This window comes from Saccharopolyspora sp. ID03-671 (genome assembly GCF_045278815.1).
Classification (GTDB): domain Bacteria; phylum Actinomycetota; class Actinomycetes; order Mycobacteriales; family Pseudonocardiaceae; genus Saccharopolyspora; species Saccharopolyspora ipomoeae.
Genome location: NZ_CP134054.1, coordinates 3,243,228 through 3,266,413 on the forward strand (window position 1 = coordinate 3,243,228; position 23,186 = coordinate 3,266,413).

The 23,186-nt window shown below is 65.6% G+C and carries 26 protein-coding genes; 13 read left to right on the forward strand and 13 right to left on the reverse strand.

Going from position 1 to position 23,186, the window contains the following annotated elements:
• Window positions 1-71 precede the first annotated feature (71 nt).
• Together REH65_RS14825 and REH65_RS14830 are read right to left on the reverse strand one after the other, a co-directional pair.
• Entirely contained in the window at window positions 72-2,123 is a 2,052-nt protein-coding gene (locus tag REH65_RS14825; protein ID WP_406692859.1) for an ABC transporter permease, read from the reverse strand.
• Window positions 2,124-2,128: 5 nt separating this feature from the next.
• A complete protein-coding gene (locus tag REH65_RS14830) occupies window positions 2,129-4,861 on the reverse strand; it encodes an MMPL family transporter (RefSeq protein WP_406692860.1) in 2,733 nt (910 codons plus the stop codon).
• A gap of 122 nt (window positions 4,862-4,983) precedes the next feature.
• On the opposite strand from REH65_RS14830, the gene REH65_RS14835 reads away from it, so the two are divergent.
• Both REH65_RS14835 and REH65_RS14840 read left to right on the forward strand, forming a co-directional pair.
• Window positions 4,984-5,637 (forward strand): TetR/AcrR family transcriptional regulator, encoded by a 654-nt coding sequence (locus REH65_RS14835; protein ID WP_281457843.1) that lies wholly within the window; start codon window positions 4,984-4,986, stop codon window positions 5,635-5,637.
• 36 nt (window positions 5,638-5,673) lie between these two features.
• Window positions 5,674-6,093: a helix-turn-helix domain-containing protein gene (locus REH65_RS14840; protein WP_281457844.1), complete on the forward strand. Its 420-nt coding sequence runs from the start codon at window positions 5,674-5,676 to the stop codon at window positions 6,091-6,093.
• Window positions 6,094-6,097: 4 nt separating this feature from the next.
• Here the strand turns inward: REH65_RS14840 and REH65_RS14845 are convergent, their stop codons facing one another.
• Window positions 6,098-6,736, reverse strand: a complete 639-nt coding sequence (locus REH65_RS14845; protein ID WP_406692861.1) for a class I SAM-dependent DNA methyltransferase — start codon at window positions 6,734-6,736, stop codon at window positions 6,098-6,100.
• A gap of 38 nt (window positions 6,737-6,774) precedes the next feature.
• Window positions 6,775-7,209: a VOC family protein gene (locus REH65_RS14850; RefSeq protein ID WP_406692862.1), complete on the reverse strand. Its 435-nt coding sequence runs from the start codon at window positions 7,207-7,209 to the stop codon at window positions 6,775-6,777.
• A 99-nt stretch (window positions 7,210-7,308) separates the two neighbouring features.
• On the opposite strand from REH65_RS14850, the gene REH65_RS14855 reads away from it, so the two are divergent.
• The 5 genes from REH65_RS14855 (at window position 7,309) to REH65_RS14875 (ending at window position 10,528) form a co-directional block, all read left to right on the forward strand.
• Window positions 7,309-7,737 (forward strand): SAM-dependent methyltransferase, encoded by a 429-nt coding sequence (locus REH65_RS14855; RefSeq protein ID WP_406692863.1) that lies wholly within the window; start codon window positions 7,309-7,311, stop codon window positions 7,735-7,737.
• A 132-nt stretch (window positions 7,738-7,869) separates the two neighbouring features.
• On the forward strand, window positions 7,870-8,250 hold the full coding sequence (locus REH65_RS14860) for an SAV_915 family protein (RefSeq protein ID WP_406692864.1): 381 nt from the start codon (window positions 7,870-7,872) through the stop codon (window positions 8,248-8,250).
• On the forward strand, window positions 8,247-8,534 hold the full coding sequence (locus REH65_RS14865; RefSeq protein ID WP_406692865.1) for a hypothetical protein: 288 nt from the start codon (window positions 8,247-8,249) through the stop codon (window positions 8,532-8,534). The genes REH65_RS14860 and REH65_RS14865 overlap by 4 nt, the downstream gene beginning before the upstream one ends.
• A complete protein-coding gene (locus REH65_RS14870) occupies window positions 8,534-9,658 on the forward strand; it encodes a putative T7SS-secreted protein (protein ID WP_406692866.1) in 1,125 nt (374 codons plus the stop codon). Before REH65_RS14865 ends, REH65_RS14870 begins: the two co-directional genes overlap by 1 nt.
• 18 nt (window positions 9,659-9,676) lie before the next feature.
• The gene (locus REH65_RS14875; RefSeq protein WP_406692867.1) at window positions 9,677-10,528 is read left to right on the forward strand and encodes a hypothetical protein; all 852 of its coding nucleotides are present in this window, start codon (window positions 9,677-9,679) and stop codon (window positions 10,526-10,528) included.
• A gap of 48 nt (window positions 10,529-10,576) precedes the next feature.
• Here REH65_RS14875 and REH65_RS14880 read toward each other — a convergent pair whose 3' ends face one another.
• The 6 genes from REH65_RS14880 to REH65_RS14905 form a co-directional block, all read right to left on the reverse strand.
• A complete protein-coding gene (locus REH65_RS14880) occupies window positions 10,577-11,185 on the reverse strand; it encodes a hypothetical protein (protein ID WP_406692868.1) in 609 nt (202 codons plus the stop codon).
• A 192-nt stretch (window positions 11,186-11,377) separates the two neighbouring features.
• Window positions 11,378-12,160, reverse strand: a complete 783-nt coding sequence (locus REH65_RS14885; protein WP_406692870.1) for an excalibur calcium-binding domain-containing protein — start codon at window positions 12,158-12,160, stop codon at window positions 11,378-11,380.
• A gap of 199 nt (window positions 12,161-12,359) precedes the next feature.
• Window positions 12,360-12,527 (reverse strand): DUF397 domain-containing protein, encoded by a 168-nt coding sequence (locus tag REH65_RS14890; protein WP_406692871.1) that lies wholly within the window; start codon window positions 12,525-12,527, stop codon window positions 12,360-12,362.
• Between the two features lie 9 nt (window positions 12,528-12,536).
• Window positions 12,537-12,725 carry a DUF397 domain-containing protein gene (locus REH65_RS14895; protein ID WP_406692872.1) on the reverse strand — a complete coding sequence of 63 codons (189 nt, stop codon included), beginning with the start codon at window positions 12,723-12,725 and terminating at the stop codon, window positions 12,537-12,539.
• Window positions 12,725-13,564, reverse strand: a complete 840-nt coding sequence (locus tag REH65_RS14900) for a helix-turn-helix domain-containing protein (RefSeq protein ID WP_406692873.1) — start codon at window positions 13,562-13,564, stop codon at window positions 12,725-12,727. Before REH65_RS14900 ends, REH65_RS14895 begins: the two co-directional genes overlap by 1 nt.
• Before the next feature lie 22 nt (window positions 13,565-13,586).
• On the reverse strand, window positions 13,587-13,817 hold the full coding sequence (locus REH65_RS14905; protein WP_406692874.1) for a hypothetical protein: 231 nt from the start codon (window positions 13,815-13,817) through the stop codon (window positions 13,587-13,589).
• Here REH65_RS14905 and REH65_RS14910 point away from each other — a divergent pair.
• Both REH65_RS14910 and REH65_RS14915 read left to right on the forward strand, forming a co-directional pair.
• On the forward strand, window positions 13,816-14,034 hold the full coding sequence (locus REH65_RS14910) for a hypothetical protein (RefSeq protein ID WP_406692875.1): 219 nt from the start codon (window positions 13,816-13,818) through the stop codon (window positions 14,032-14,034). The genes REH65_RS14905 and REH65_RS14910 overlap by 2 nt on opposite strands.
• A gap of 2 nt (window positions 14,035-14,036) precedes the next feature.
• Window positions 14,037-14,270, forward strand: a complete 234-nt coding sequence (locus REH65_RS14915) for a zinc finger protein (RefSeq protein WP_406692876.1) — start codon at window positions 14,037-14,039, stop codon at window positions 14,268-14,270.
• A 5-nt stretch (window positions 14,271-14,275) separates the two neighbouring features.
• Here REH65_RS14915 and REH65_RS14920 read toward each other — a convergent pair whose 3' ends face one another.
• Window positions 14,276-16,432, reverse strand: a complete 2,157-nt coding sequence (locus tag REH65_RS14920; protein WP_406692877.1) for a P-loop NTPase fold protein — start codon at window positions 16,430-16,432, stop codon at window positions 14,276-14,278.
• 1,200 nt (window positions 16,433-17,632) lie between these two features.
• On the opposite strand from REH65_RS14920, the gene REH65_RS14925 reads away from it, so the two are divergent.
• Window positions 17,633-18,700, forward strand: coding sequence for a DUF262 domain-containing protein (locus REH65_RS14925; protein WP_406692878.1), 1,068 nt, complete (start codon window positions 17,633-17,635; stop codon window positions 18,698-18,700).
• A gap of 133 nt (window positions 18,701-18,833) precedes the next feature.
• Here the strand turns inward: REH65_RS14925 and REH65_RS14930 are convergent, their stop codons facing one another.
• A complete protein-coding gene (locus REH65_RS14930; RefSeq protein WP_406692879.1) occupies window positions 18,834-19,772 on the reverse strand; it encodes a nucleoside hydrolase in 939 nt (312 codons plus the stop codon).
• 77 nt (window positions 19,773-19,849) lie between these two features.
• Between REH65_RS14930 and REH65_RS14935 the strand changes: the two genes are divergently transcribed.
• The 3 genes from REH65_RS14935 to REH65_RS14945 all read left to right on the forward strand — a co-directional run bounded on the left by REH65_RS14935 (window position 19,850) and on the right by REH65_RS14945 (window position 22,145).
• Complete coding sequence (locus tag REH65_RS14935; protein WP_406692880.1) at window positions 19,850-20,254, forward strand: VOC family protein; 405 nt, start codon at window positions 19,850-19,852, stop codon at window positions 20,252-20,254.
• Window positions 20,255-20,281: 27 nt separating this feature from the next.
• The gene (locus REH65_RS14940; protein ID WP_406692881.1) at window positions 20,282-21,292 is read left to right on the forward strand and encodes a peroxidase-related enzyme; all 1,011 of its coding nucleotides are present in this window, start codon (window positions 20,282-20,284) and stop codon (window positions 21,290-21,292) included.
• Window positions 21,293-21,401: 109 nt separating this feature from the next.
• Complete coding sequence (locus tag REH65_RS14945) at window positions 21,402-22,145, forward strand: dienelactone hydrolase family protein (protein WP_406692882.1); 744 nt, start codon at window positions 21,402-21,404, stop codon at window positions 22,143-22,145.
• A gap of 150 nt (window positions 22,146-22,295) precedes the next feature.
• Here REH65_RS14945 and REH65_RS14950 read toward each other — a convergent pair whose 3' ends face one another.
• A complete protein-coding gene (locus REH65_RS14950) occupies window positions 22,296-23,039 on the reverse strand; it encodes an SDR family NAD(P)-dependent oxidoreductase (protein ID WP_281457862.1) in 744 nt (247 codons plus the stop codon).
• Window positions 23,040-23,186: the final 147 nt, after the last annotated feature.

Here is a 23,186-nt window from a genome sequence, read left to right on the forward strand (position 1 = left end):
CGCACTCCCCGGGACCACAGCAATTCCCCGGGGTGTCCGGCTCTGCGGAGCCGGACACCCCGGGGGCAGGGTCACCAGGCCGGGCGGGGGCCCGGGGTGGGTCGGCGGCGGAACTGGCGGGAGGGGACCACGCGGGCGCGGTCGACCGCCAGGGCGAAGATCAGGACGCCCGCCACCAGCCACGCGAGGAGCTGCAGGACGCCGCTGCCCGCGCCGCTGCTGCCGGTGACGATCGCCGAAAGCGCCTGCACCGCACCCTGAGTCGGCAGCAACCCGCTGATGTCGCGGAGGAATCCGGGCACCGTCGACACGACCCCGGTCGCGGCGGCCAGCACCAGGACGGCGATCGAGATGATCCGCCCGACGCTGCCGAACACCGCGATCAACGCCTGGTTGACGGCCACGAACGCCAGCGCCGCCAGCAGCGTCACACCGGTGAACGCCGCCCAGCCGCCGAACCCGAGTCCCAGGAACGGCGCGAGAACCGTGCTCACCAGCACCGATCCGATCGCGGCCACGGCCACGCCCGGCAGCACCGAGCCGAGCACCAGCGACCAGGTCGACTTCCGCGAGGTCGACGCGTCGGCCGGAACCGCGCGGGTCACCGCGTAGACGCCCAGCGCGGCGGTCCAGAACGCGATGGCCACCAGCAGCGCGATCAGCGACTTGCCGAAGCCCGGCAGGCTCGACTCCAGCGAGGCCGGGCTCGCGGCCACCGTCTTGAGGTGCTCCCGCTCGGCGTCGCTGTAGCTGGGCAGCTTGTCGCCCGCCGGAGCCATCTGCTCGGCGAACTGCCGGTTGCCGTCGGCGACCTGACGGCTGCCGTCGGCCAGCGCCTGCACACCCGTGCCGAGCTGCTGCGACGCGCCGTTGAACTGGTTGAGCCCGTCGGCGAGCTGCCGCGCACCACCGGAGAGCTGCTGCGCGCCGCCGTCGAGCTGCTGCCCGCCCTGGGCGAGCCGGCCGATGCCGTTGACGAGCTCACCGGACTTGTCGGCGAGCATCTGGTTGCCGTTGGCGACCTGCTCGGACCCGTAGGCCAGGCCGTTCATGCCGTCGCGCATGTCGCGGGCGGGCTTCTGGATCTGCTCCTTGATCGAGTCCAGCGCCCCCTGCTGCTGGCTGAGCCGGTCGACCTCGGCGCGCAGCCCCTTGCACAGGTCGACGGTCGTGCCCTCCGGCGGGCACTGGGCGAGCAGCTTCTGCAGGCCGTCGAGCGCGGTGGACTCGGTCGGGATCTGGTCGGTGGCGGTGATGATCTGATCGGCCAGCGGCGTGAAGGTGTTGGCCATCTGCCGGTTTCCGGCGGCGACCTGCTTGGCGCCGTCGGCGAGCTGCTGGGTCTGCGCCGGCATCTGCTGGATCTGCTGGTGCAGCTGGTTGAGGCCGCCCGACAGCTGCGACACGCCCCCGGCGAGCTGCTCGGTGCCGTCGGCGAGCTGGTTGCCGCCCTGCGCGAGCTGCCCGGTGCCGCCGGTCAGCTGACCGACACCGCCCGCGAGCTGGCCGACGCCGTCGGCGAGCTGCCCGCTGCCGTCGGCGAGCTGGTTGGCTCCTTCGACGGCCGTGCCGAGCTGGTCGTGCATCTGCGTGAAGCCGCCGTAGAACCCGTCGAGCAGCTGCTCCAGGATCTGCTTGTTGAACACGGCCACGCTGTCCCGGGCCGCGGCCGACACGGCGGCGGCGTCGGCGGGAGCCGCGATCGGCGAGGTCTGCACGCTGATGCCCGCGCGGGTCGCGTCGAGCGGCTCACCGGTCATCACCGAGGCGGTGTTGCGGGAGAAGTGCTCGGGGATGATCACCGCCGCCGAGTAGCGGCCCTCGCTGAGCCCTTCGTTCGCGTCGTCGGTGTCGGTCATCTCCCACGAGTAGCCGGACTCGGTGTTGTTGACCAGCTTCGCGGCCATCTCGCGGCCCAGCGGCGCCATCTGGCCGTTGATGGTGGCGGGTTCGTCGTTGTTGACCACCGCGACCTTGGCGGCGCCGTGCTGCGACATCGGCGCCCAGAACGCCCAGGCCAGCACTCCGACGATGATCACCGGCACCAGGACTAAGCCGGTCCAGGTGCGCCAGCCCACCGAGCCGCCCGCGCGGCGGCTCGCGTTGGTGAACGGGTTCAGCATGTCCCTCAAACCTCCAGGAGGCGGCCGGTGAACGCCGGGGAGGCCGGCCGCGTGGAAAGCCGCATGGTGCTGAGCCGGTGCTCCGGCAGCAGGCCGGAGACCAGGCTCGGGTTCTGGTGGGTGACCACGAAGGCCACCGGCTGACCGTCCGATGTGGACGCGTCGGCCAGCAGTCGGCCGATCTCGCGGCGCTGCTCGGTGTCGGCGACCGCGTCGAGCTCGTCGACGAGCACCAGCCGCACGCCGTCGGCCAGCGCCGAGGCGATCTCGGCGGCGGGCGCCTCGCTGTCGCGGCAGCGCACCAGCGCCGTCTGCGAGCGCACGGCCCGGGCCCGCTGCGGCAGCAGCAGCCCCAGCACCCGCACGTCGCCCTGCACGCCGCTGAGCCGTCCGCCGAGCGCGTGCAGCATCGCCGACGACAGCTCGTCGTCATCGCCCTGCACGGCCAGCACGCCGCCGGGCCGCAGCGCGATGCGCACGTCCTCGAAGATCGGCTCGTCGCGGTCGTCGCGGACGCCGAAGCCGCGGGCGCTGACGACCTCGTCGTTGCCCGGCCAGTTGGCCAGCCGCAGCTCGTGCTCGAGGGCCTCTCCCTCGACGTCGAGCGCGGGCAGCTTGCGCGACAGCCACTTCGGCAGCCACCAGGCCCGGTCGCCGAGCAGCGCCATCACGGCGGGCACCAGCGTCATGCGCACGACGAAGGCGTCGACGAACACGCCGACGGCGAGTCCGAAGGCGATGGGCTTGATGTTGGAGTCGCCGTGCGGCACGAACGCGGCGAACACCGAGATCATGATGACGGCGGCGGCGACCACGACCGGCGAGACGTTGGTGAAGCCGGCTTCGATGGCGCGCTTGGCGTCGCGGTTGTGCGTGTAGTCCTCGCGCATCCGGGACACGAGGAACACCTCGTAGTCCATCGCGAGGCCGAACAGGATCGCCATCAGCAGCAGCGGCAGGAAGCTGATCACACCGCCGACGTGGGTGATGTTGAGCGCTTCGGCCAGGTGTCCCTGGTTGAACACGAACGCGGTGGCGCCGAAGGTGGCGCCGACCGACAGCAGGTAGCCGAGCGCTGCCTTGACGGGGACCCACACCGAGCGGAACACCATCGCCAGCAGCACCAGCGTGAGTCCGACGACGATGATGCCGAAGGGCAGCAGCGCGTCGGAGAGCTTCTCGGACAGGTCGATGCCGATGGCGGTCATGCCGGTGACGGCGATGCCCGCGCCGTACTCCTGCTCGAAGTGCGGGCTCATCTCGCGCAGCTGGTGGACCAGGTCCTCGGTCGACTGCGATTCGCCGCCGCCGGTGGGGATGACCTGGATGATGCCGGTGTCGATGGTCTCGTTCGGGGTGGCCATCGGCACCGCGGCCACGCCGGGCAGCGCGCGGATCTCGTCGGCCATGCCGTTGACCTGGCCCAGCGGGTCCTTGGTGCCGATGACGTCGGTGGTGACGATCAGCGGCGCGTTGTAGCCGGGGCCGAACTGCTCCGCGATGGCGTCGTAGGTGTCGCGCGCCGGGGTTCCCACGGCCTGCGCTCCGGCGTCGGGCACGGACAGCCGCAGGTCGGCGGCGGGCAGCGTGCAGATCCCCAGGGCACCGATGACGAGCACGATGGTCAGCAGCGGCGCCTTGGTGACGGCCCGGACCCAGCGCAGGCTGAACTTCGCGCGCGGGCGGGTGCGGGTGGAGCGCTTGGCGCGGGGGCGCTTGGGGCGCAGCCGCTCTCCGGCGAAGCTGAGCAGCGCGGGGATGATCGTCAGCGAGGCGGCGACGCCGATGGCGATCGAGACGCCGGCGAGGATGCCCATGACGGTCAGGAACGGGATGCCGGGCACGGCCAGCGCCAGCAGCGCGATGATCACGGTGGCACCGGCGAAGATGACCGCCGATCCGGCGGTGGCGACCGAGCGCGCGATCGACTCGGAGACGTCGAGCCCCTCGCCGAGCTGCTCCCGGTGCCGGGAGACGATGAAGAGCGAGTAGTCGATGCCGACGGCGAGCCCGAGCATCAGGCCGAGCATCGGCGCGGCCGAGGAGACGGTGACGAACGCCGTCGACAGCAGCACGATGGTCATCGACACGCCGACGCCGACCAGGGCGGTGACCAGCGGCATCACGGCGCCGACCAGTGAGCGCAGCATGAGCAGCAGCACCAGCAGCGCCACGATCACGCCGACGGCCTCGGTGGCGCCCACGGCGGGCATGTTGACGGAGAAGATCGATCCGCCGGCGTGCACCTCGCTGCCCGGCCCGAGCTGGCGCTCCAGGGCGTCGGCCTCGCCGAGGATGTCGTTCTTGACGTTCTCCGGCACCGAGGTGGCGGCGTAGCTGAGCTGCACGGTGATCAGGGCGGTGTCGCCGTCGTCGGAGACCTGGTTCTTGACCATGTCCGACAGCGGGTTCATCACCGCCGTGACGCCTTCCTGGCCCTCGACCCGCTTGATGAGGTCGTCGATGGCCTCACGTCCCTGCGGGGAGTCGATGCGCTCGCCGGGCGGCGCGGTGGCCACGAGCTGCGCGCTGGAGCCACTCATCTGGGGGAAAACGTTGTTGAGGTGGTCGAGCGTGTCCTGCGACTCGGAGCCGGGGATCGACATCTCGGTCTCCATGCCCTGCTGGAAGAGCGCAGCGCCCGTTCCCAGCACCGCGAGCAGGGCTAACCACGCGACCAGCACCCAGGCTCGACCGCGGACCACTGCCCGCCCCAGCCGGTAAAGCAACGAAGACAAGGGGAACACTCCCGGTATTTCGATACACGGTGTATGCGATACAGACTGTATATTTCCCGAGATCCACCTAGCTCGTGGCTCCAGGCAACTGTGAGCCGAAACACCGCAGGAGAATGCCCCGCATGACCGACCAACCGCGCCAACGGGAAACACGGCGGCGGGCGCAGACGCGTCGACGCTTGATCGACGCCGCACGCGAGGTGTTCTCCGAGCACAGCATCCGCGACACGCCGGTCGAGCTGATCTGCGAGACCGCGGGCTTCAGCCGCGGCGCCTTCTACTCGAACTTCGACACCAAGGAGGACCTGTTCCTCGCGGTGTACGAGGAGGAGATGAGCCTGCGCATCCAGAAGACGCGCACGATCGTCAACGACGTGCTGGTCGAGGGCGTCGCCGACCGCGAGTCGCTGCACGAGGCGATCGTCAAGGTCGGCACGGCCTGCGCGGAGTCGCTCATCGCCGACCACAACTGGTACATGCTGGTCACCGAGTTCCGCGCGCACGCCCTGCGCGACCCGCAGCTGCGCAAGCGCGCCGGCGAGTCCCTGGAGCACCTGACGGATTCGATCGCCGAGCTGCTGCACGAGGCCCTGGACCGGCTCAACCTGCGCCTGGTCGTCGACACCCGCGACGCGGTGCGCGCGCTGACCTCGGTCTACGAGGCCCAGCTGGAGCACGCGGCCTTCACCGGTACCAGCGCGACGTCGAAACCGCTGTTCACGCAGATCTTCCCGAGGATGGTGCAGTCGTTCATCGAACCCGGCGATCCGGCCTGACGCATCCTTCCGCTTCACAACTTAAGATGAGCGACGATGCAGGAAGATATGTACTCGGTCGAGCAGGTCGCGGCACTGCTGGGCCTGCACGTCCGCACGGTTCGCAGCTACATCCGCTCCGGCAGGCTCAACGCGGTGCGCATCGGCAAGCAGTACCGGATCGCCAAGTCGGACCTGGAGCAGCTCACCGGACGCCCGACCGAACCCGCCCGCACCGCGGGCGCGGTCGAGGTCTCCAGCATCGTCCAGCTCGACGGAGTCGACCGAGCAGCAGCAGACCGCCTCGGCTCCCTCGTCCTCGCGGGCATGGGCGCACCCCGGGTGCAGACCATCCACGACGAGCACCGGAACCGACTCAAGATCATCATCATCGGTGAGCTCGCGGAGACCTCCGAGCTGCTGCACCTCCTCGATTCGGTCCTCGACAGCGAAAGCGGCCTGTTCACCGCGGAGTAGGCGGTCAGCCGCTCGGCCGGGGCAGGCAGGCGAACAGGATCGCTCCTGGTTTCGGGCCGTCCGGGCTCAGCAGGTGCTGCGATTCCACGGTGAACCCCGCTTCGCGGAGCCAGTCGGCGACGCGCGACGGCCGGCGGAGGTACCCGTGCACCGGTGCGGGCAGATCGTCGCGGATCCGCGCCTCCCGCCCGTCGCCGACGTGGAACCCGGCGGCCAGCACGCCACCCGGCCGCAGCACCCGGTGGAACTCCGCGAGACAACCGGGAACCGCCTCGTCCGGGATGTGGATCAGCGACCACCACGCGATCACCCCGGCCAGGGACTCGTCCGCGATGTCGAGCTCGGTCATCGACCCGACCTCGAACCGCGCCTCGGGGTGCTCGCGACGAGCGATCTCGATCATCGCGGGCGACAGGTCGACGCCGAACGCGTCCACGCCCAGTTCGCGCAGGAGAGCGGTGGTGTGCCCCGGCCCGCACCCCGCGTCGAGGACGGGGCCACCGCCGACCGACCGCACCAGATCGGCGAACAGCACGACCCCGGCCCGCACGTGGAGCAGCCTGTCGAGCAGGTCGCGGGTCTCGTCGGCGTAGCCGGCCGCGATGCTGTCGTAGGAGTCGCGGACCTCGCTCAACCAGCCCATCAACGAACCGTAGTCCTTCGACCCGGAGTTCAGCCCGGTCAATCCAGGCAGAACTCGTTGCCCTCGACGTCCTGCATGACCTGGCAGGACTCGTTGAACCCGTCGGCGACGAGGAGCTCGCCCCTGGTCGCGCCGAGCGCTTCCAGCCGCGAGCACTCGGCCTCCAGCGCGGCGAGCCGCTCCTCCCCCACGAGCCCGGTCCCGACCCGCACGTCGAGGTGCACCCGGTTCTTCACGACCTTGCCCTCAGGCACCTTCTGGAAGAACAACCGCGGCCCCACCCCGTTCGGATCGACGCAGGCAAAAGCCTTCCCCTGCATGTCCGGAGGCAGCGACCGGTCGAACGCTTCCCAGCTGTCGAACCCCGGCGGCGGAGCCGGCACGACATACCCCAGCACCTCGCACCAGAACCGAGCCACCCGCTCCGGCTCAGCACAATCAAAAGTCACCTGAACCTGCCTGACCGTCCCCATCAGTCCACGATAGGGCCTCCGTGCGCAGGGAAGACGAAGTTTTCATGAAAACTGCCCCCACCCCACAATCAAGGTGACCCAAGCCGGAAGGGGCCCAGGATGCCGAAGCTCTCACCCCGCCTCGCCGCCATCGTCGACGCACTCCCCCTCGAACCGGGAATGCGAGTCCTCGAAATCGGCGGAGCCCCCGGCACAGCAGCCCGAGCGGTCTGCCAACGCATCGCCCCCAACGGCCACATGCTCGTCATCGACCGCTCAGCCAAAGGCATCGCACTCACCCGGCACAACGCAGCCGAGGAGATCGCCGCAGGCCTCCTCACCACCCGCCACGTAGCGGCCGAGAACCTCACCCTCCTTCCCGGAGAAGCCCCCTTCGACCTGGCCTTCGCTATCCGAGTGGGAACCCTCGACGGACGCCACCCCGAAGCAGAGACAGCAGCCCTCAACCACATCCGAGCAGCTTTGCACCCAGGAGCGCACCTCTACCTCGACAGCGGCACTCCGCTCCGGATCCATCCACATAGATGAAAAGAACAAACAGGAGAAAACGCAGTGACCTCGTGAGCTGTTCGAGTGAGATATCACCTGAGCACGTTGAAGTGCGCCCAACAGCCAGACGCGCCCCACTACGTTAAGTGATCACCACTTAAACGAGAGGTGATGCCTGTGCGCTGGGACGGGGACCAGCAATGGGAAGGCGACAAGCAGTCAGCAGCACCAGCTGTGTTCGGGCCCGAGTACTCCGGGTTCGAGACTGAAGACGCGGTGCAGACCGCTTATCTGCCCTGCGAACGCGTAGGGCCTCGCGATCGCGAAGCGAACATCGAGCTTCGACAAGACGGCGACCAACGCGTCGTGATGTTGGCCTATTCATCACTGGAAGCGCTGATCCGAGGCTGCGGTGAAGCGCAACCTTGGCTAGCTGTTCCGGTCAACCGGATCTCCCAAGTAGAGCAGGACACCGGCGCCGAGATCGTGCTCTGGGATCTCGATCTCCCTTCTGAAGCACGGCGCCAAGGGGACTCGAAGGAGGACCGATGAGCGACCTGAATGTTTCGCCGGAGATTCTCCACCGCCTCGCCAATGACATGCGTACCTCCACGACTGCGCTCGACGAAGCCGCAACGCGGTCGGTCAGCGAGACGAACGCTGGCGAATCAACGCCACAGGTGCAGATCGCCATAGCAGCACTGGCGCGCGCCGCTGCAGGATTGCTTGATGGCACGAAGCGCACTGCTGACCAAGTCGAAGCGGGTAAAGCCGACTACATGACGACCGATGACAGCGCCGCTGACAACATGCCGAGCGTCGACGGGGGCAACTGATGGCGAACGCGCTCAACACCGTCGTCGAAGCCGACGCGGAGTCCTGTCGCCTGACCGCCCGCTGGCTCCATCAGCTCCACACCGGAACGCACGACCTCGGCACCGGACTGCACCGCGCCGAGTCCGAATCCGAGTCGGTCTGGGAAGGCGAAGCAGGCGATGCTTTCCGCACGCTCATCAGCGGTAACGCCGGTGATGCCGATCAGACCGCGGAGTTCCTGAACCGCACCCGCATCGCGCTCGAGACGTTCGCGGACTCCATCACCACGGTGACCTCACGCATCAATCAGGCACGAACCGTAGCGCAGGAGGGCGGATTGGTCGTCACGCCGACGACGATCGAGGAACCACCGAAACCAGACATTCCTCTCTACTCCCCAGCGCCAGGGGCACGCAGTGAGAACCGCGAACGTTCACCCGAGGATCAGCGGATCTTGGCCGAATATCAGGCACTGGTCGATGTCTGGACAGAGGTGAAGGTGACGGTTGATGATGCGCGGAGCACCGAGCGGAAGGCTCACGACGCGCTGATAGCAGGCCTGAAGATGATGAAGGACTTCACCAGCTACCTGGTCCCGCAAGGGTGGGCATGGGGGCCTGTCGCCACTGGTTCGTATTCCGGCCCGTACGTCACAGCCCGAGACCTGACCAGTGCGGCCGCAACGGCGCAGGCCAAGGCTGATGGCGCGCTCGCCGTGCTCATGGATCCGACCCTCACTCCTGCCGACCGCCAGAAAGTCCTGTCGAACCAAGAGCTCTGGTCCGGAAAGGTCGACGCCGCCCGAACGTCAGCTCAGTCGGTCAAGAACATCGATGCCCGAGTGCCAGGCGCACCTGCGTTCAAGGGGTTCGTGGGCTGGTCAGCACGCGGGGTAGGAGCGGCCGGCGCCGTCGTCACTGCCTACCAAACCTACGACGCGATCCAAAAGGGCGTAGCACCTGACAAAGCCATCACCAAAGGCGTTGCCACAACTGCAGGTGGAACCGCGGTGGGATTGGGAATGTATGCGCTCGCCGGCGCCGGCTACATCAGCGGAGCGGTCGCCACAGGAGGGACGTTGGTCATCGGGACCGCAGTCGCCGCCGGTATCGGATACCTGGTGGACCAGCACTATTACGACTGATTGGGTCAGGTGCAACAAGTGAGCGCTGAACTTCCACCCCGGCCGGATGCAGCAACGGGCGAGCCGCGTCCTCCAGCTGGCCCATTGGTGCTGGGGCCGCCACCGCAGGAAAGCGACGAGCTGGAATCAGCCGGAAAGCCGCCACCGGAACACGGCCCGGCACTGGAGACCCTCGGGCACCAGCGGTTTCACATGCTCGGTGGTACCGGGACCCTCGTCGTACTCGTCGGGATCGCGTTCACCTGGATCCATGGAGATCTGACGTGGATGCAAGACCCGGTCCCGTGGGGCCTGATCGGATTGCTGATCGTGTTCGCCGTAGTGCGCGACTGGAACAGCACTCAACTGACTGCAGGAGCCGATTGGCTGCGGGTCAACCGACGTTGGGTCGACACGTATGAGCTCGTCGAAATCCGTTTGACCGGCGCCATCAGAGGTTGGACGCTCCACCTGGCCGATCGGGAAGGCCGGAAAGCCCGCGCCTACATCGCAACGATCGAAACGAACCGCAAGCTCTGGGCGCTCGTCTACAACGGCATGTCCCACTCCGTGCACAACGGTGCTCAGATCAACAATCTCGCCGCGGGCATCCTCCGACTCCGCCCAGGATTCGAGGACCTGCAGGCCGAAGCGCATCGACCCAAGATTCCGGACCGCGTGGCCTGGACCTTCCTGTTCCTCATCGTCGTTGCCTTCGTTGCCGTATACCTGCTCCGCCCTGAGCTCCTCGGCCCGGCACTCGCGGTCTTCGCCGTGGTCGTGCTCGTAGCGCTGGCCGTGTTCGGCGTCGTAGTTGCTCGTACCCGCAAGCGGGAGAAGAGCATCGACGCCGACGTTGCGGACCAGGTCAAGCATGAAGACGACTTGTAAAATCCGATATGGCGAGGCCGGGAATAAGTAGGTGAAAGCTTCTTCCTCTCAGCGATCTGGGTATACCCATTCTCGGTCGCTAGGCATGACTTTCAGGTCGAGGTGGTGGCTGGCAGTTGTGTTCGTGCGCGCCGGACCGGCCTGCACGGAATGGAGAAGCCCCAGATAGACGAGGTCCCACAGCTCACGGTTGTACTGCAGGTGCCGCAGTTTCACGGAGACCTGCTTGCCCTGCCGGTCCTCAAGTTTGAGCACACGGTTGTCCTCGTCGTCGCCTTCCAGGTTGATCACGGTGAGCTCGTAAAGATGGACCGGCCCACTCTTGCCGCACATGAGCCAGTCGGCCCCTGCCGAAATCCGGATCCGGCTGCGGACCAGCACCGACACGAACGGCCAGGGAACGATTCCCAGCCACAACCACCACGTGTGCATCCACCAGAAGCCGAAACTCCCGAGCGTCATCAATGCGATTCCGGACAGCGACCACCCGAAACCGATGGTGTAGCTGCTCGCGAAGGTGGGACGGAACGACTCCAGCAGCGGCCCGAACCCCTCAGGTGGGTATGGAATTCGAGCCAACGAGCGCTTGGAGTTCTCTTCCGGCCCTCGCCAGCCGCGCGGAAGCGGACCACGCGGCGGACGTGGCAGCCCAGTCACCGAGTCCGGCCTCGCAGGCAATCCTTTAGCTTTAGCCAAGTCGCTCTCTCGTGATCTCGGCAACGCTGCAACCAAGACGAGCATCCCTCAAACGAAGATCACCAACTAGCCATTGGGGCAATCTCCACGTAAAGCGCCATGCCTGCGAGACAGAGCGCTTACCTAAACGGTCCGCACCATCGGATCCGAGGCTCACTCACAAGCGACGCCATCCTTGTTTCTGTCCGGCGCTCCCCGATAGCCGGGTTCACCTGCGTAGATCGGGTCTGCTCCGGCAGCACGAGCCGCGGAGCAGTTCGGGTAGTACACCGACCCACCACCCGAGTCGTTCCCGTTCGTACTGCCGCTGCCGCTGCTACTGCTGTCCGGCGTCGGAACATGGCGCACATCTGGATCCGGATCGGGATCGGGATCAGGCGGGTTGAGGTAGGTGCCCTCCTGCTGCGGGCATGAGGTTCCCGGATCTACCAGCGACAGCGACGCGTACAGCGGCAGCTTCGCATCGGCACCCGCTGAGGGCTCCTGGAAGCAGACGAGCCAATCATCCGGGTCCGCCGGCGGCTGTTGATCCACGTAAGTGGCTTGCGGTCGCACGTCAGTCGCCCCGAGCTCAATCAACTTCGCCTTGGCATCGACGAACTTCCACTGCACGAGGTCCGGAATCTTCGGCCACGGAATCGGATCTCCGTCCCGCACTAGACAAGGCGCGTCGACTCGAACGACGCCGAAATTGACCGAACGGTTCCCAGCCGATTGGAAACAGACGGTCCAGTTATCGAAATCAAACGGGGTCGCGTCTCCATCAGACGCATCGTGCGAGGTCACCATGTAGCCAGCGCTCGTAGCAGCCCGCTCCGCTTCACCCAACGACTTTCCATTGAAAGTCGGCAATTCGGGCTGACTCAGCACCTCCGGCTGCGGAGTCGACGAGCAACCGGCAGTCGCGATCACGATCCCCAGGACGCCGAAAGCCATGACGGCCCTCTTCCGCGGCCTCGCCCACATAGCAGTGTCCACGAACCAGAACGTTAGAGATCGATCACCGAACTGATCCACGAATCCGAAAATGGTTCACCCGGATAGAACACTTCGACCAACCTTGGGCGACCAGCACTTCACTGACGATCAGGACCAATTAAGCATTCAAGTCAAAACGACCATTCCTGATGGCTGCCTACGCACACTGCCAGACCACAGGGCTGACCACGATGCGACCGCCCTCCGGGGCCTTCGAATCACGCACGCCCACGGCCTCGCCGCCGTGTCCAACCTCGACGCAGTTCGACGTCGAGCCGGATCGACTCGACTTGCGCCACTCCACCCGGTTCCAGTCCACAATCACGCCGCCCAATCAGAAGTCGAACCGACCGGTCCTCAGCCCGGCTAAGAAGGCTGTCCAGGTAGCGGGACTCACCGCGAGGCGAGCGCCTTCCGGTTTCTTCGAGTCGCGCACGGCGATCGTCTCGACGTCTGCCGCGACTTCGACGCAGTTGGTGGAGGGGCCGCTTCGGCTGCTCTTACGCCAGTTGAGGTCACGCATCAGCGAAAACTCTCCTTGATCTCCGTCAGCAGGTCGTACGTGTCGTGCTGGCTCATCGCGATGTCATGGAACGCGTCTGCGAGACCAAGATACTTCGCCACTTCCCCTTCCTCGGTGAGGAAAGTTCCTCCACGAGCGGTCTCCATGTAGACGTAGGGTCCGGCCGCAACCAGGTGGTAGTTGGTGAAGGAACCCTCCATCCCCAGGTACGCGCCAACCGACGCGGGGATCACCCGCAAGGTGACCTGCTGTTGGTCCACGGCGTCCTGCAGTCGTTCGATCTGCCTCCGCATCCCCACCGGTCCGGCCACCTGCCGGTGAAGGACTGCCTCGTCGAGCAGAACTTCCAGGTCAGCGCCGTCCGGGCGCGTCAGCAAACTCTGCCTCCCCAACCTGATCGCGATGCGACGCTCGATCTCACCCGCAGGTCGGTCGATGGCCGAGATGATCGCCCGCGCGTACTCGGCCGTCTGGAGGAGCCCAGGCACGAACGACAGCTCAAAATCGACTATTCGTACCGCTTCTGACTCGAGCTGCATGACGTTCGCGAGCTGGTCGGCGTACGCGTCCTCCCTGGGCAAGCGCGCCGTTTCCCCGCGCGGGTCCCGAGCTTTCTCAATCAACCAGCCGCGATGTTTGCCGGTCACGCCGAACAGATCGCACAGCCGGCCGACCTCGTCCGGGGCCGGTCGCCGACTCCCTGTTTCAGTCCGACTCACGGAAGAGGCACTGGTTCCGAGCTTTTCGCCCACCGTTCGGGTGGTCATACCGCTCTGCTCCCGAAGCCGCTGCAGTTCCGCTCCAAGACCTAGATGAAACAGCTTGGACGTTCGAGACATCTACAACCTCCGAGGATGGCGTTCAGCGTTGCAGCGAGAGCACTTGTTGCAGATTGTTGCAGAGATAGCGCAGCAATTGCACTGTGGCGGCATTGATCCAGTTGAGCTTAGATTCCCAGGTCAAGCGGGATTCATAAGCATCAAACAGGAAGGATCGAGGGGATGAAACTACCCCCGTTGCAGAAGGAGGAGTCGTCCGACCTACCTGCCGATCAGGCCAGGAGGGCGCAATCACGATATGGCGGATCGCCATGACACCCGAAGAACGCAGGCTGGCAGTCGTGTTCTGCCAGGCGCAGTGGCTGCTCGAAGATGCCGCGCACGACGTTCCGGCCGGTCGCTACACGCGCCACCAGACCGAAACGCTCGCATCTGCGCTCGAAGAGCTCGCCGAACTCGTGCGTGCACGCATCTGCCCAGCGCAGCACGCGATCACCGAATCCCCATCCCATCGGCAAGAGGAGAAATAGCGTTGTCCCGGAACATCCGCTTTCACTGGTATCCGGTCGCCGGAGCCCGCCATGCCTTTCCCGCTGAGCTGGCAGCCACCGAGCACGAAGCGAAGGTGCAGGCGCTCTGCGGCGCAATAATCTCCTCAACCGAACTGCACGCGCAAGACAACCTGGTCTGGATCACCGAGCCCACCTGCATCCGATGCTGGGACCAGCTGTTTCCCGACGACCCAACGCTCGCGCCAGTGAACTGAACTGCTCAGCTCGCGACGGACTCCTCCTCTTCCTCATCGTCGGGAACCGCCTGGGCACCGCAGCAAGCACGGATGGCGTCAGGAGTGAGCTTGACGCCATCGGGCGCATGACGAAGCACGTAGTGGAGCTCAGGATCCTCGGTCAGCGGTTTGAAACTCTCCGGGAGCACGTCAAACTGGAAGACCTCGGATCCATCGCCCAGGGAGTTGAGGTTCGCCTCCAGGTACTCGGTCAAGATCGGCCACCGGGTCTGCAGGACCAGCCAGAAGGCGAGCATGTCGCTCCCGACATCGCTGCCCTCGAGGGTGCGCACGGACCGCAGAACGCCGTAGGTGTTGGTGAAGCGCTTGAGACTGCGCGGATTGCTGTCGAGGAGCGGGCCGAACTTCTGGAGCGTGTGCTCCCGGGTCTCGACCACCTCCGCGGACGCCAAGCGCTCCACGACGCGATGTGCGTTGCGCGCCTGGGCTTCGGGCGTAGCGGCCCGGTAGGCCTCCATGATCTCTTCATCGCTCGAGCTGTACGAGAGCTCGCTGCTCAGCTGGTCCTCTTGCTCGACGGCCTGCTCAGCGCTCTCCGCTCGCTCCTCGGTCGGAGCCGGAATCTTCTCAGCTCCCAGCATCTTGTCGAGGAAGATCTGCTTCGTCCCCGCGCTCAGGGTCGGCATCGGAACGGTCAGCTGGAACAGCTTGTTGATGAACAGGTGCCCCAGACCGCGCCCGGGCTCGTCGACCGCGCCCTTGAACGGTTCGTGCGCTGTTTCGTACGCCCGTCGCAACCAACTTCCGTGCGCGGCGACGACGAAGTAGGCGGCCTTCCCGCCTTCGTTCGGCGAGTCCCTGACCAGGGTTTGCACCGAGTCCAGGAGGTCCACGACGTGGCGATCGTTGCACCGATCGAGGTCATCCAGGAAAAAGACCACGCGCTTCGGTGAGCTCTTGAGCAACCAGCTGAAGTACCAGGTCACCTCGTCCATCGGGTTTTGGTGGACCTGTTCGAGCCGTTTCGCCCCGCGCGCGGATTCCCACCAGACGAACCGGCTCACGGCCAACGCGACGGCACCAACACCGCCCGCCACGCCCAACCAGAACTTGGCGCTGCTGGAGACCGACGTAACGGGTTTCGCCGGTTGGAAGTACGGCCAGGCGATCCACAGCGCGAGCAGAGCGAAGCCGACGACGAACGCGGTCGCGATGTACGGGGTGCTCCCGCGGAGCCCGCGCCTCGTGACCTCCTTGACGCGGAACCAAGCACGTTTCCACCAGGATCCTCGGGCTCGCGAGATCTCCGCTCGCAGCTGCGCGAGCAGCGCCCACCACGAGGGAGATACCGCCGCGTGCTTCCACGCGTCGAATTCGACCACCAGGTAGTCGTCGGTGATCTTCTTCTTGAGGAGTTCGAGGATGGTGCTCTTGCCCGTACCCCACGGGCCATCGATGTGAATCAGGAAGGACGCGTCGCGCTCGGCCTCGGAGAAGTCCTTGATCCGACGCGCAATCACCTCAGCGAGGCCGTCGCGCTTGAGCTCGTCCGTCGTGGCGGGCTTGTCGCTGTTCCACTTGTCATGTTCGGACCGGGGGCTCGACTTCGGCCCCTCCTCGCTAGGAACAGGTTCTTCCTCGGGCTCGCCGTCTGAAGTCGTTTCGGAGACCTCCGTCGACGAGCCGTCGCCACGCACCTTGCGGCGAGGAGTCTCGTCGTGGGCGACGGACGGCGGTTCAATGATCGAGGGATCTTTGGGCTCAAGTCGGAAGACGATGACTTGCCGCAGACGACCGTCACTACCTTCGGATTCGCCGTAGTACCACGGATCATCGTCAGGAAGCCGGAACTCACCCACGTACACCACGTAGGCCTTCCGACTCCCATCCCGGAAGAGCCGAACCTTCCGAGTCCCATCGCGGAGAGCCTTGTTGCCCCGCACGAAGGTCTGCGGTCCGGTCTGGCCTTCGCCGGTGTAGTGATACGTCCCATCCGCGTGCCAGCCGTCGTAGGTGTAGCCGTACTGGCCGCCGCCGTCCCCCGTGAAAATCAGGATGTTCTGGGAATTCGCGATGGGCGCGATCCCGCTCTGCCGGTTGCCGCCGTACCGCGCGTGGAGCTCAGTCCGCCGCAACTCGGTCCCCGGCTCGATGTCCCATCCGTCGTCGTCGATCGCCACAGCGCGGCACCCTATTCGGCGTCCCACCAACGCGTGATCAAATTGGATAACGACATGGCGAACTTCTCCGCCATCACTCGAACGGAGTACACCCGGAAGGGGTGAGGTGACCCTCGCCTGGCGCCCCACTACACATACCCAGAGCTGGTACGTCAAGTCTCTTGCTCCAGGCGCAGAAGCCCCGCCCTTGGCCCCAAGCCCCGTGCGGTCCTCCACGACTAGCCAAAATGCGTGAAAGCTTCTGAAACAACTGCGACCGCACCCACCCGACACCTAAGCTCACGAGCATCGGATCAAATTTCAGCAAAGGATCGAGTGCGCAACATATCCCGCATAGCACCCAAACCGGACACGAGGAGCTGTCCGGGCGCCCATCAGGTCCGAAGAGGCGGCTCCAAAATTCGACCCACACCCTAAAGGACCAACCCCCTCTAGGATTGTAAATCAGCTGGAAACTCAAGGTGAATAACGAGACATCTTCTGCAATTTCGAAGATTGCTGATGTAGTGCGACGAAACTTGCGCACTCACACACCCGAGGATTTCACTAATCACTTCCTCCTAGATCGCACACCTTACATATTCGAGGATCGGCAACAGTACGTAGACTGGAAATCTGAGCTCGCAAAGGACCTGTCGGTTGACCCATACTCTTTGGTTGTCGTCGGAAGTTCTTGCCTTGGCTGCAGTCTAACTCCTGGACACAAGCTCTTTAGGCCATTCCATTCTGGGTCCGATATAGACGTCGCTGTCGTTAGCCTGTGGCATTTCGATGAAGCTTGGAGATGGCTGCGGCAGCCCGGAGTGCGTGACCAATTTGACAGCAAACGGTGGCAGAACAACTTTGATGACCACAGAAGAGGGCTCGTGTTCGATGGAGCAATCGCTACCGATCGGATTCTCAGCCGTCTTCCCTACGGGCCCGCGTGGGCACGCGCGCTTCATCTATCAGCTAACCGCCCTCCGACCGCAGGGCACAAAGTTAAAGCGCGCATTTACCGAGACTTCGAAGCACTTCGGGCATACCAGCTAAAAAACGTACGAAACATTAGACACCAAGTCTTATCTCCTCCGCCCAATATTCAGTGAGGATTCTTTCTTGTCATCTTTCGGTCAGGATTCGAACAGCCAACGATTTCTGGACTCCAGCCCTCAGACGCTCGCATGGTTTAACAACCGGCTACGAGCAAACGAGCTGGATATGAAGCCACCGTTCCAGCGGAACCCAGTATGGCAAGAGCGCCAAAAAGCGTACCTTATCGACAGTATCATTCGTGGATACCCGGTCCCAGAGCTCTACCTCCAAACCCTCGTTAATAACCGCGGAGAAGAGAAGCACTTTGTCGTCGACGGACAACAAAGAATTCGCGCCTGCCTCGAGTTCATCGCTGGAGAGTTCGCTCTAGATGACAAGTCGGACTACGAAGGCTATAGGTTTGACGACCTCCCGGAGCTACTGCAGCAGCAGATATTTACGTACAAATTTGTGGTCAGGACACTACCACCTTTAGACTACACTGAGATTCGCGAGATTTTCGGGCGACTAAACCGGAACAACGTCGCCCTAAACAAGCAGGAGCTTCGCCACGCGACGTACTGGGGCGAGTTTATAAGTACAATGGTCGATCTCGCAAAGCATCCGTTTTGGGTCTCGTCAGGGCTTTTTACAGCGAATGATTTTCGCCGGATGCTGGATGTCGAGTACGTTAGCGAGATCGCTGCAGCATCAGTATTCGGACCACAGAACAAGAAGGCGAATCTTGATTCGTATTACGCCGACTTCGAAAATGAATTCCCTGACAAAAACCAGGTCACGCGCACCTTCAGCTTCGTGCTCGACGAGCTTGATCAGCTTCTTGAGTGGCCGACGAAGCTGAGGTGGTCCCGGAAAGTAGACTTCTACAGCCTCTTCCTAGTGCTCGCCAATCGAATCAGCGAACTGCCGTTTGACCGAACTGAGCGTGATTCAATTTGCGGGAGGCTAGATGAATTTTCACGAAGCGTTGATCGAATCCTAAAAGCAACGGACGAGGGCGTGGATAAGGAGCCGGCTGCAGCTAAAGCCTACGCTAGAGGGGTGCGGAACTCGAGCGATCTTAGCAGCCGCCGGCTTCGTATCGCATCTCTCGATGCGTACCTCCGAGGAATCGATTTTACGATCCCTCCGACAAAACAGGAGCAGAGCGACCCACTCCGGTCCCTGCCGACCGCAGATGAACTCCTCTCTCGGTCCCCTGAGGACGACGAGATAGAGTACGACGAAGATTAGCTACTCCTCGCGTCTAGCTGGATAGGAAGGCCATCTCCCCTATCCAGCTAGCGCAGCTCCTTGCGTATCCCTTTCCCAAATCTAGCTCGTTCAAGCAAGACCCTCCTGGTTCCACACATCGACCCCGTTCGACCTATGTGCCCATTTTTAGCATTCTACAAACTAGGTTATGGAAATATCGTGCGTCGACATCTTCGACCACGTACGCATTCGGTTCCAGCCCGTGAACACCCCACGACATCGCGGCATACCCACGCGTGAGCGCGCCTTGGGTTTCGATATCTACGTGGTAGGCGGCAGTGCGGGTGATCAGTTCGGGGTGCAGCAGTAGCGCTGCTGTTAGGGAGTCGGGGTGGGTGGTGCCGTTGATTCCGACGCTTCGGTCGAAGTCGAGGGTTGTGGCGCAGACTCGGGTGAAGAAGCGGGACAACGGGGTGTCGAGGGCTTCGATTTCGGCGAGTTGGTCTGGGCCGAAGACTGCACGTTCCAACGTGAGTGGGGCCCACGGGACCACCGTGATGTTGAAACCTGCTGCGAAGACCGCCTTCGCCGCCTCGGGGTCGACGTAGAAGTTGAATTCTGCTGCTGGGGTGATGTTTCCGCGGGCGTTGTTGCTGCCACCCATCACGTACAACGCCTTCACGTTGTCGACGAAGGTCGGGTCCTTGATCGTGGCTGTGGCGATGTTGGTGAGGGGGCCGATGCAGACGATCGTGAGTTCGCCTGGGGATTCGGCCGCCAGGCGGATCAGGGCGTCCACGGCGTGTTCCGGGTCGGGGTTGCAGCCGGTCGTGTCCATGGTCAGGCCGCCGACTCCGTCGCCGTGGACGTTCTCGGCGCTCTCCCACGGCCGGACCAGGGGTCGCCGGCAGCCCAGGTGCACCGGGACGGAACCCAGGCGACCTGCGACGTTCAACGTCAGGAAAGCGTTGCGGATCTGCTGGTCGAAGCCGACGTTGCCGGCGACCAGCGTGATCGCGCGCAGGTCGGCCCGGGGGTCGAGGAGTCCGACGAGCAGGGCGATGCAGTCGTCCTGCGCGGTGTCGGTGTCGATCACCATCGGGATGGTCACGAAAGTTCCTCCTCGGGCGGATGTCGGTGGCAGCGGCAATACTCGCCCGCGTTCCACCGGCGCACCAGGGAGGCGACATGGACACGCAGATCTCGACGTTCCTGATGTTCCAGAACGGCAAGGCCGAGGAGGCGATGAACTTCTACGTCAGCCTGTTCGACGACTCCGAGGTGATCGCGATCCACCGCTACGGACCCGGTGAGCAGGGCGCCGAAGGTTCCGTGCAGCACGCCACGTTCACCTTGTGCGGGCGGCGGCACATGTGCATCGATTCGCCCGTGTCGCACGCCTTCGACTTCACGCCGTCGGTGTCGCTGTACGTCGACTGCGTGGACGAGGCGCAGCGGGACCGTCTCCACCAGGCGCTTTCCTCGGACGGGGCGGTGATGATGCCGCCGGACGACTACGGGTTCTCCCGCAAGTTCAGCTGGGTCGAGGACCGCTACGGGGTTTCCTGGCAGCTCAACCTCCCGCACAGCTGAAAGATCTTGCAGCGCTAAGGTCTGCGCATGACGACCGTCAGCGATCGCGCAGCCGAAACGCTCACCGTGCTTCGACCGGACGTCCGGGAAGCCGCCGAGAACGCCGATGCCGCAGTGCTCCGGCCCGAAGACCAGTCCCAGCTGGGCCAAGCCGATCGGGCTCGGATCGCGCTGCGCGTCGCACTGGTCAACGAATCCCCCTCCTACGCCGACGCGGTGGCCGCCGGGCTCGACGACGCCGAGGTCGTGCGCGACGTCGAGCGCTGGGGTGAGCTGCCGGAGGCCACGCAGGCGCTGCTGGCGCACTGCGAGCAGGTCGCGCTCGACCCCGCCGACGCCGGTGCCGACGAGGTCGCCGAGCTGCTGCAGCACTTCAGCCCCGCGCAGGTCGTCACCGCCACCCAGGTCGCCGCCTACGCGAGCTTCCGGGTGCGGCTGGAGAGCGGGCTGGAGCTCGTCGCGGGCGCGGGCGACGGTCCCGCGTCGCAGCAGGGCATCACCATCGAGGCCGGGGCGGCCGCCGACGGGTTCGCGCTGTCGACGCCCGACCAGGCGTTCCCGTCGATGCGGTGGGTGTCGCGGGTCGTGCCCGGGGGCGAGTTCGTGGAGACCCTCAAGCTCGACCCCGGCGTGCTGTCGGCGCAGACGCTGCTGCGCGACGCGATCATGACCGGCCGCGGGGCGCTGGACCGGGCCGATCGGGAGCTGGCGGCGCTGGCGACCTCGCTGATCAACGGCTGCGGCTACTGCACCTCCGTGCACGGCAAGCGGCAGGTGGAGCTCTCCGGCGACCCGCTGACCGCCGTGGTGCTGGCCGAGGCCGGGCCCGCCGCGATCGCCGACGAGCGGCTGCGGGCCGTCGTCGACGTCGCCGGGGCCCTGGCCCACACGCCGTCCTCGCTGCGGCCCGCCGACGTGCGGCGGCTGCACTCGGCCGGGCTCGGGGCCGACGACGTGCACGACCTGGTGGCCGTGGCCTCCATGTTCGCCTGGGACAACCGGCTGATCATGACCTTGGGCAACGCGGTGCGCTCCTAGATCCTCCTGCGGAGCCGCCCCGTTCAGGTGACAGTGGGGTTGACCTGAGGCGTGTCGCGACGGGCCCGTCGGGGTAGTCGTTGCGCCCGGAATCCGAGGGAGGCTCCCGATGGTTCAACTCACGACCGAACCGATGACGGTCAAGACCCCTGCCGGAACGCTCGAAGGGGACCTCGTGATGCCACCGCCCGCCCGGGCGGTGGTTCTGTTCGCGCACGGTTCCGGCAGCTCACGGCGCAGCCCGCGGAACCGGGCCGTCGCCGAGCAGCTGCAGAACGCCGGCTTCGGCACCCTGCTGCTGGACATGCTCACCTCCGACGAGGCCGCCACCGACCAGCGCACGCACGAGTTCCGCTTCGACATCGAACTGCTCGCCGAGCGGCTCATCCCCGCCATCGACGCGCTCGACTCCTGGCGCGCCACCCGCGGCATGCCCGTGGGCCTGTTCGGCGCCAGCACGGGGGCGGCAGCGGCGTTGAAGGCCGCCGCGCGCCGGCCCGAGCGGGTCGCGGCGGTGGTGTCGCGGGGTGGTCGTCCCGATCTCGGCGGCGACGGGCTCGCCGAGGTGCAGGCGCCGACGCTGCTGATCGTGGGCGGCGACGACCGCGAGGTCCTCAACCTCAACCGTCAGGCCGCCGAACTGCTCACCTCGCTGCCGCTGACGGACGTCAAGATCGAGATCGTGCCGCACGCCGGCCACCTCTTCGAGGAGCACGGCGCGCTGGACAAGGTCGCCGACATGGCGGGCCGCTGGTTCTGCCAGTACCTCGGCGCGGGCCACGACAAACCCACCGGCCCCGACGGAGGCCACTTCAAGCCCCCAGAACCCCGCCGCAGGCCACCGACGACGTAGTCGCAGGCCACCGATGGCGCGATCGGGGGCAGGGGACGGTTTTGGTGAGAATCGCCCGGGATCTCGGGGTCGAGATCCCGGGCGATTCTCACCAGAACCGTCCTCGTCCAGGAGCCCAAGGGCAGCGGGAGCGCCGCGTGGCTCCGGCGATCACCGGGGCATGCGGCGCCAGATCGGTTGGGGGACGTAGTGCATGGCTGCGAAGACCCAGCGGAGGATGCCGGGGACCCAGACGACTCGGCGCCCCTTGTGGAGGGCCTTGTCGGTGGCGTCGGCGACCTGCTCCGGGGTCGACGACCACGGGGCCGGGTCCATGCCGGTGGTCATGCGGCCGATGACGAAGCCCGGGCGGACGATCAGCAGGTCCACGCCGCTGCCGACCAGCGCGTCGGAGAGACCGTTCGCGAAACCGTCGAGGCCGGCCTTGGCCGAGCCGTAGACGTAGTTGGCGCGGCGGACCCGCACGCCCGCGACCGACGAGAACACCACGATCTTGCCGTGGCCCTGCCTGCGCAGCAGGTTCGCCAGATGGGTGAGGACGTTGACGTGCGCGACGTAGTCGACGTGCACCACGTCGACCGCGTGCGCGGCGTCGTCCTCGGCGCGCTGCTGGTCGCCGAGGATCCCGAAGGAGATCACCGCGGTGCCGATCGGCCCGTGCTTCTGCGCGATGTCGCGCAGCAGGGCCTCGTGGGTGCCCAGCTCGGCGGCGTCGAACTCGACCCGCACGACCTCGGTCGCGCCCGCCTCGCGCAGCACGGCTTCCTCGCCGTCGAGGTCCTGCGCGCGCCGGGCCGCGAGGACCACCTTGCCGTTGCCGCGGCGCACCAGGCGCTTCGCGACCTCCAGGCCGATCTCGCTCCGGCCACCCAGGATCAGTACCGCGTCGCTCATCGCGCGCCAGTCTGCCACTGCCCCCGCACGCGCGGGCGCGGCGGGACCCGGTAGCTTGCCGGGCAACGATTTTGCGGTGTTCGAGGTCCGTCCCCAGAGGACTCGGGGACAACACCGGACCGGCTCAGTCGCTCAGCTCACCACCGA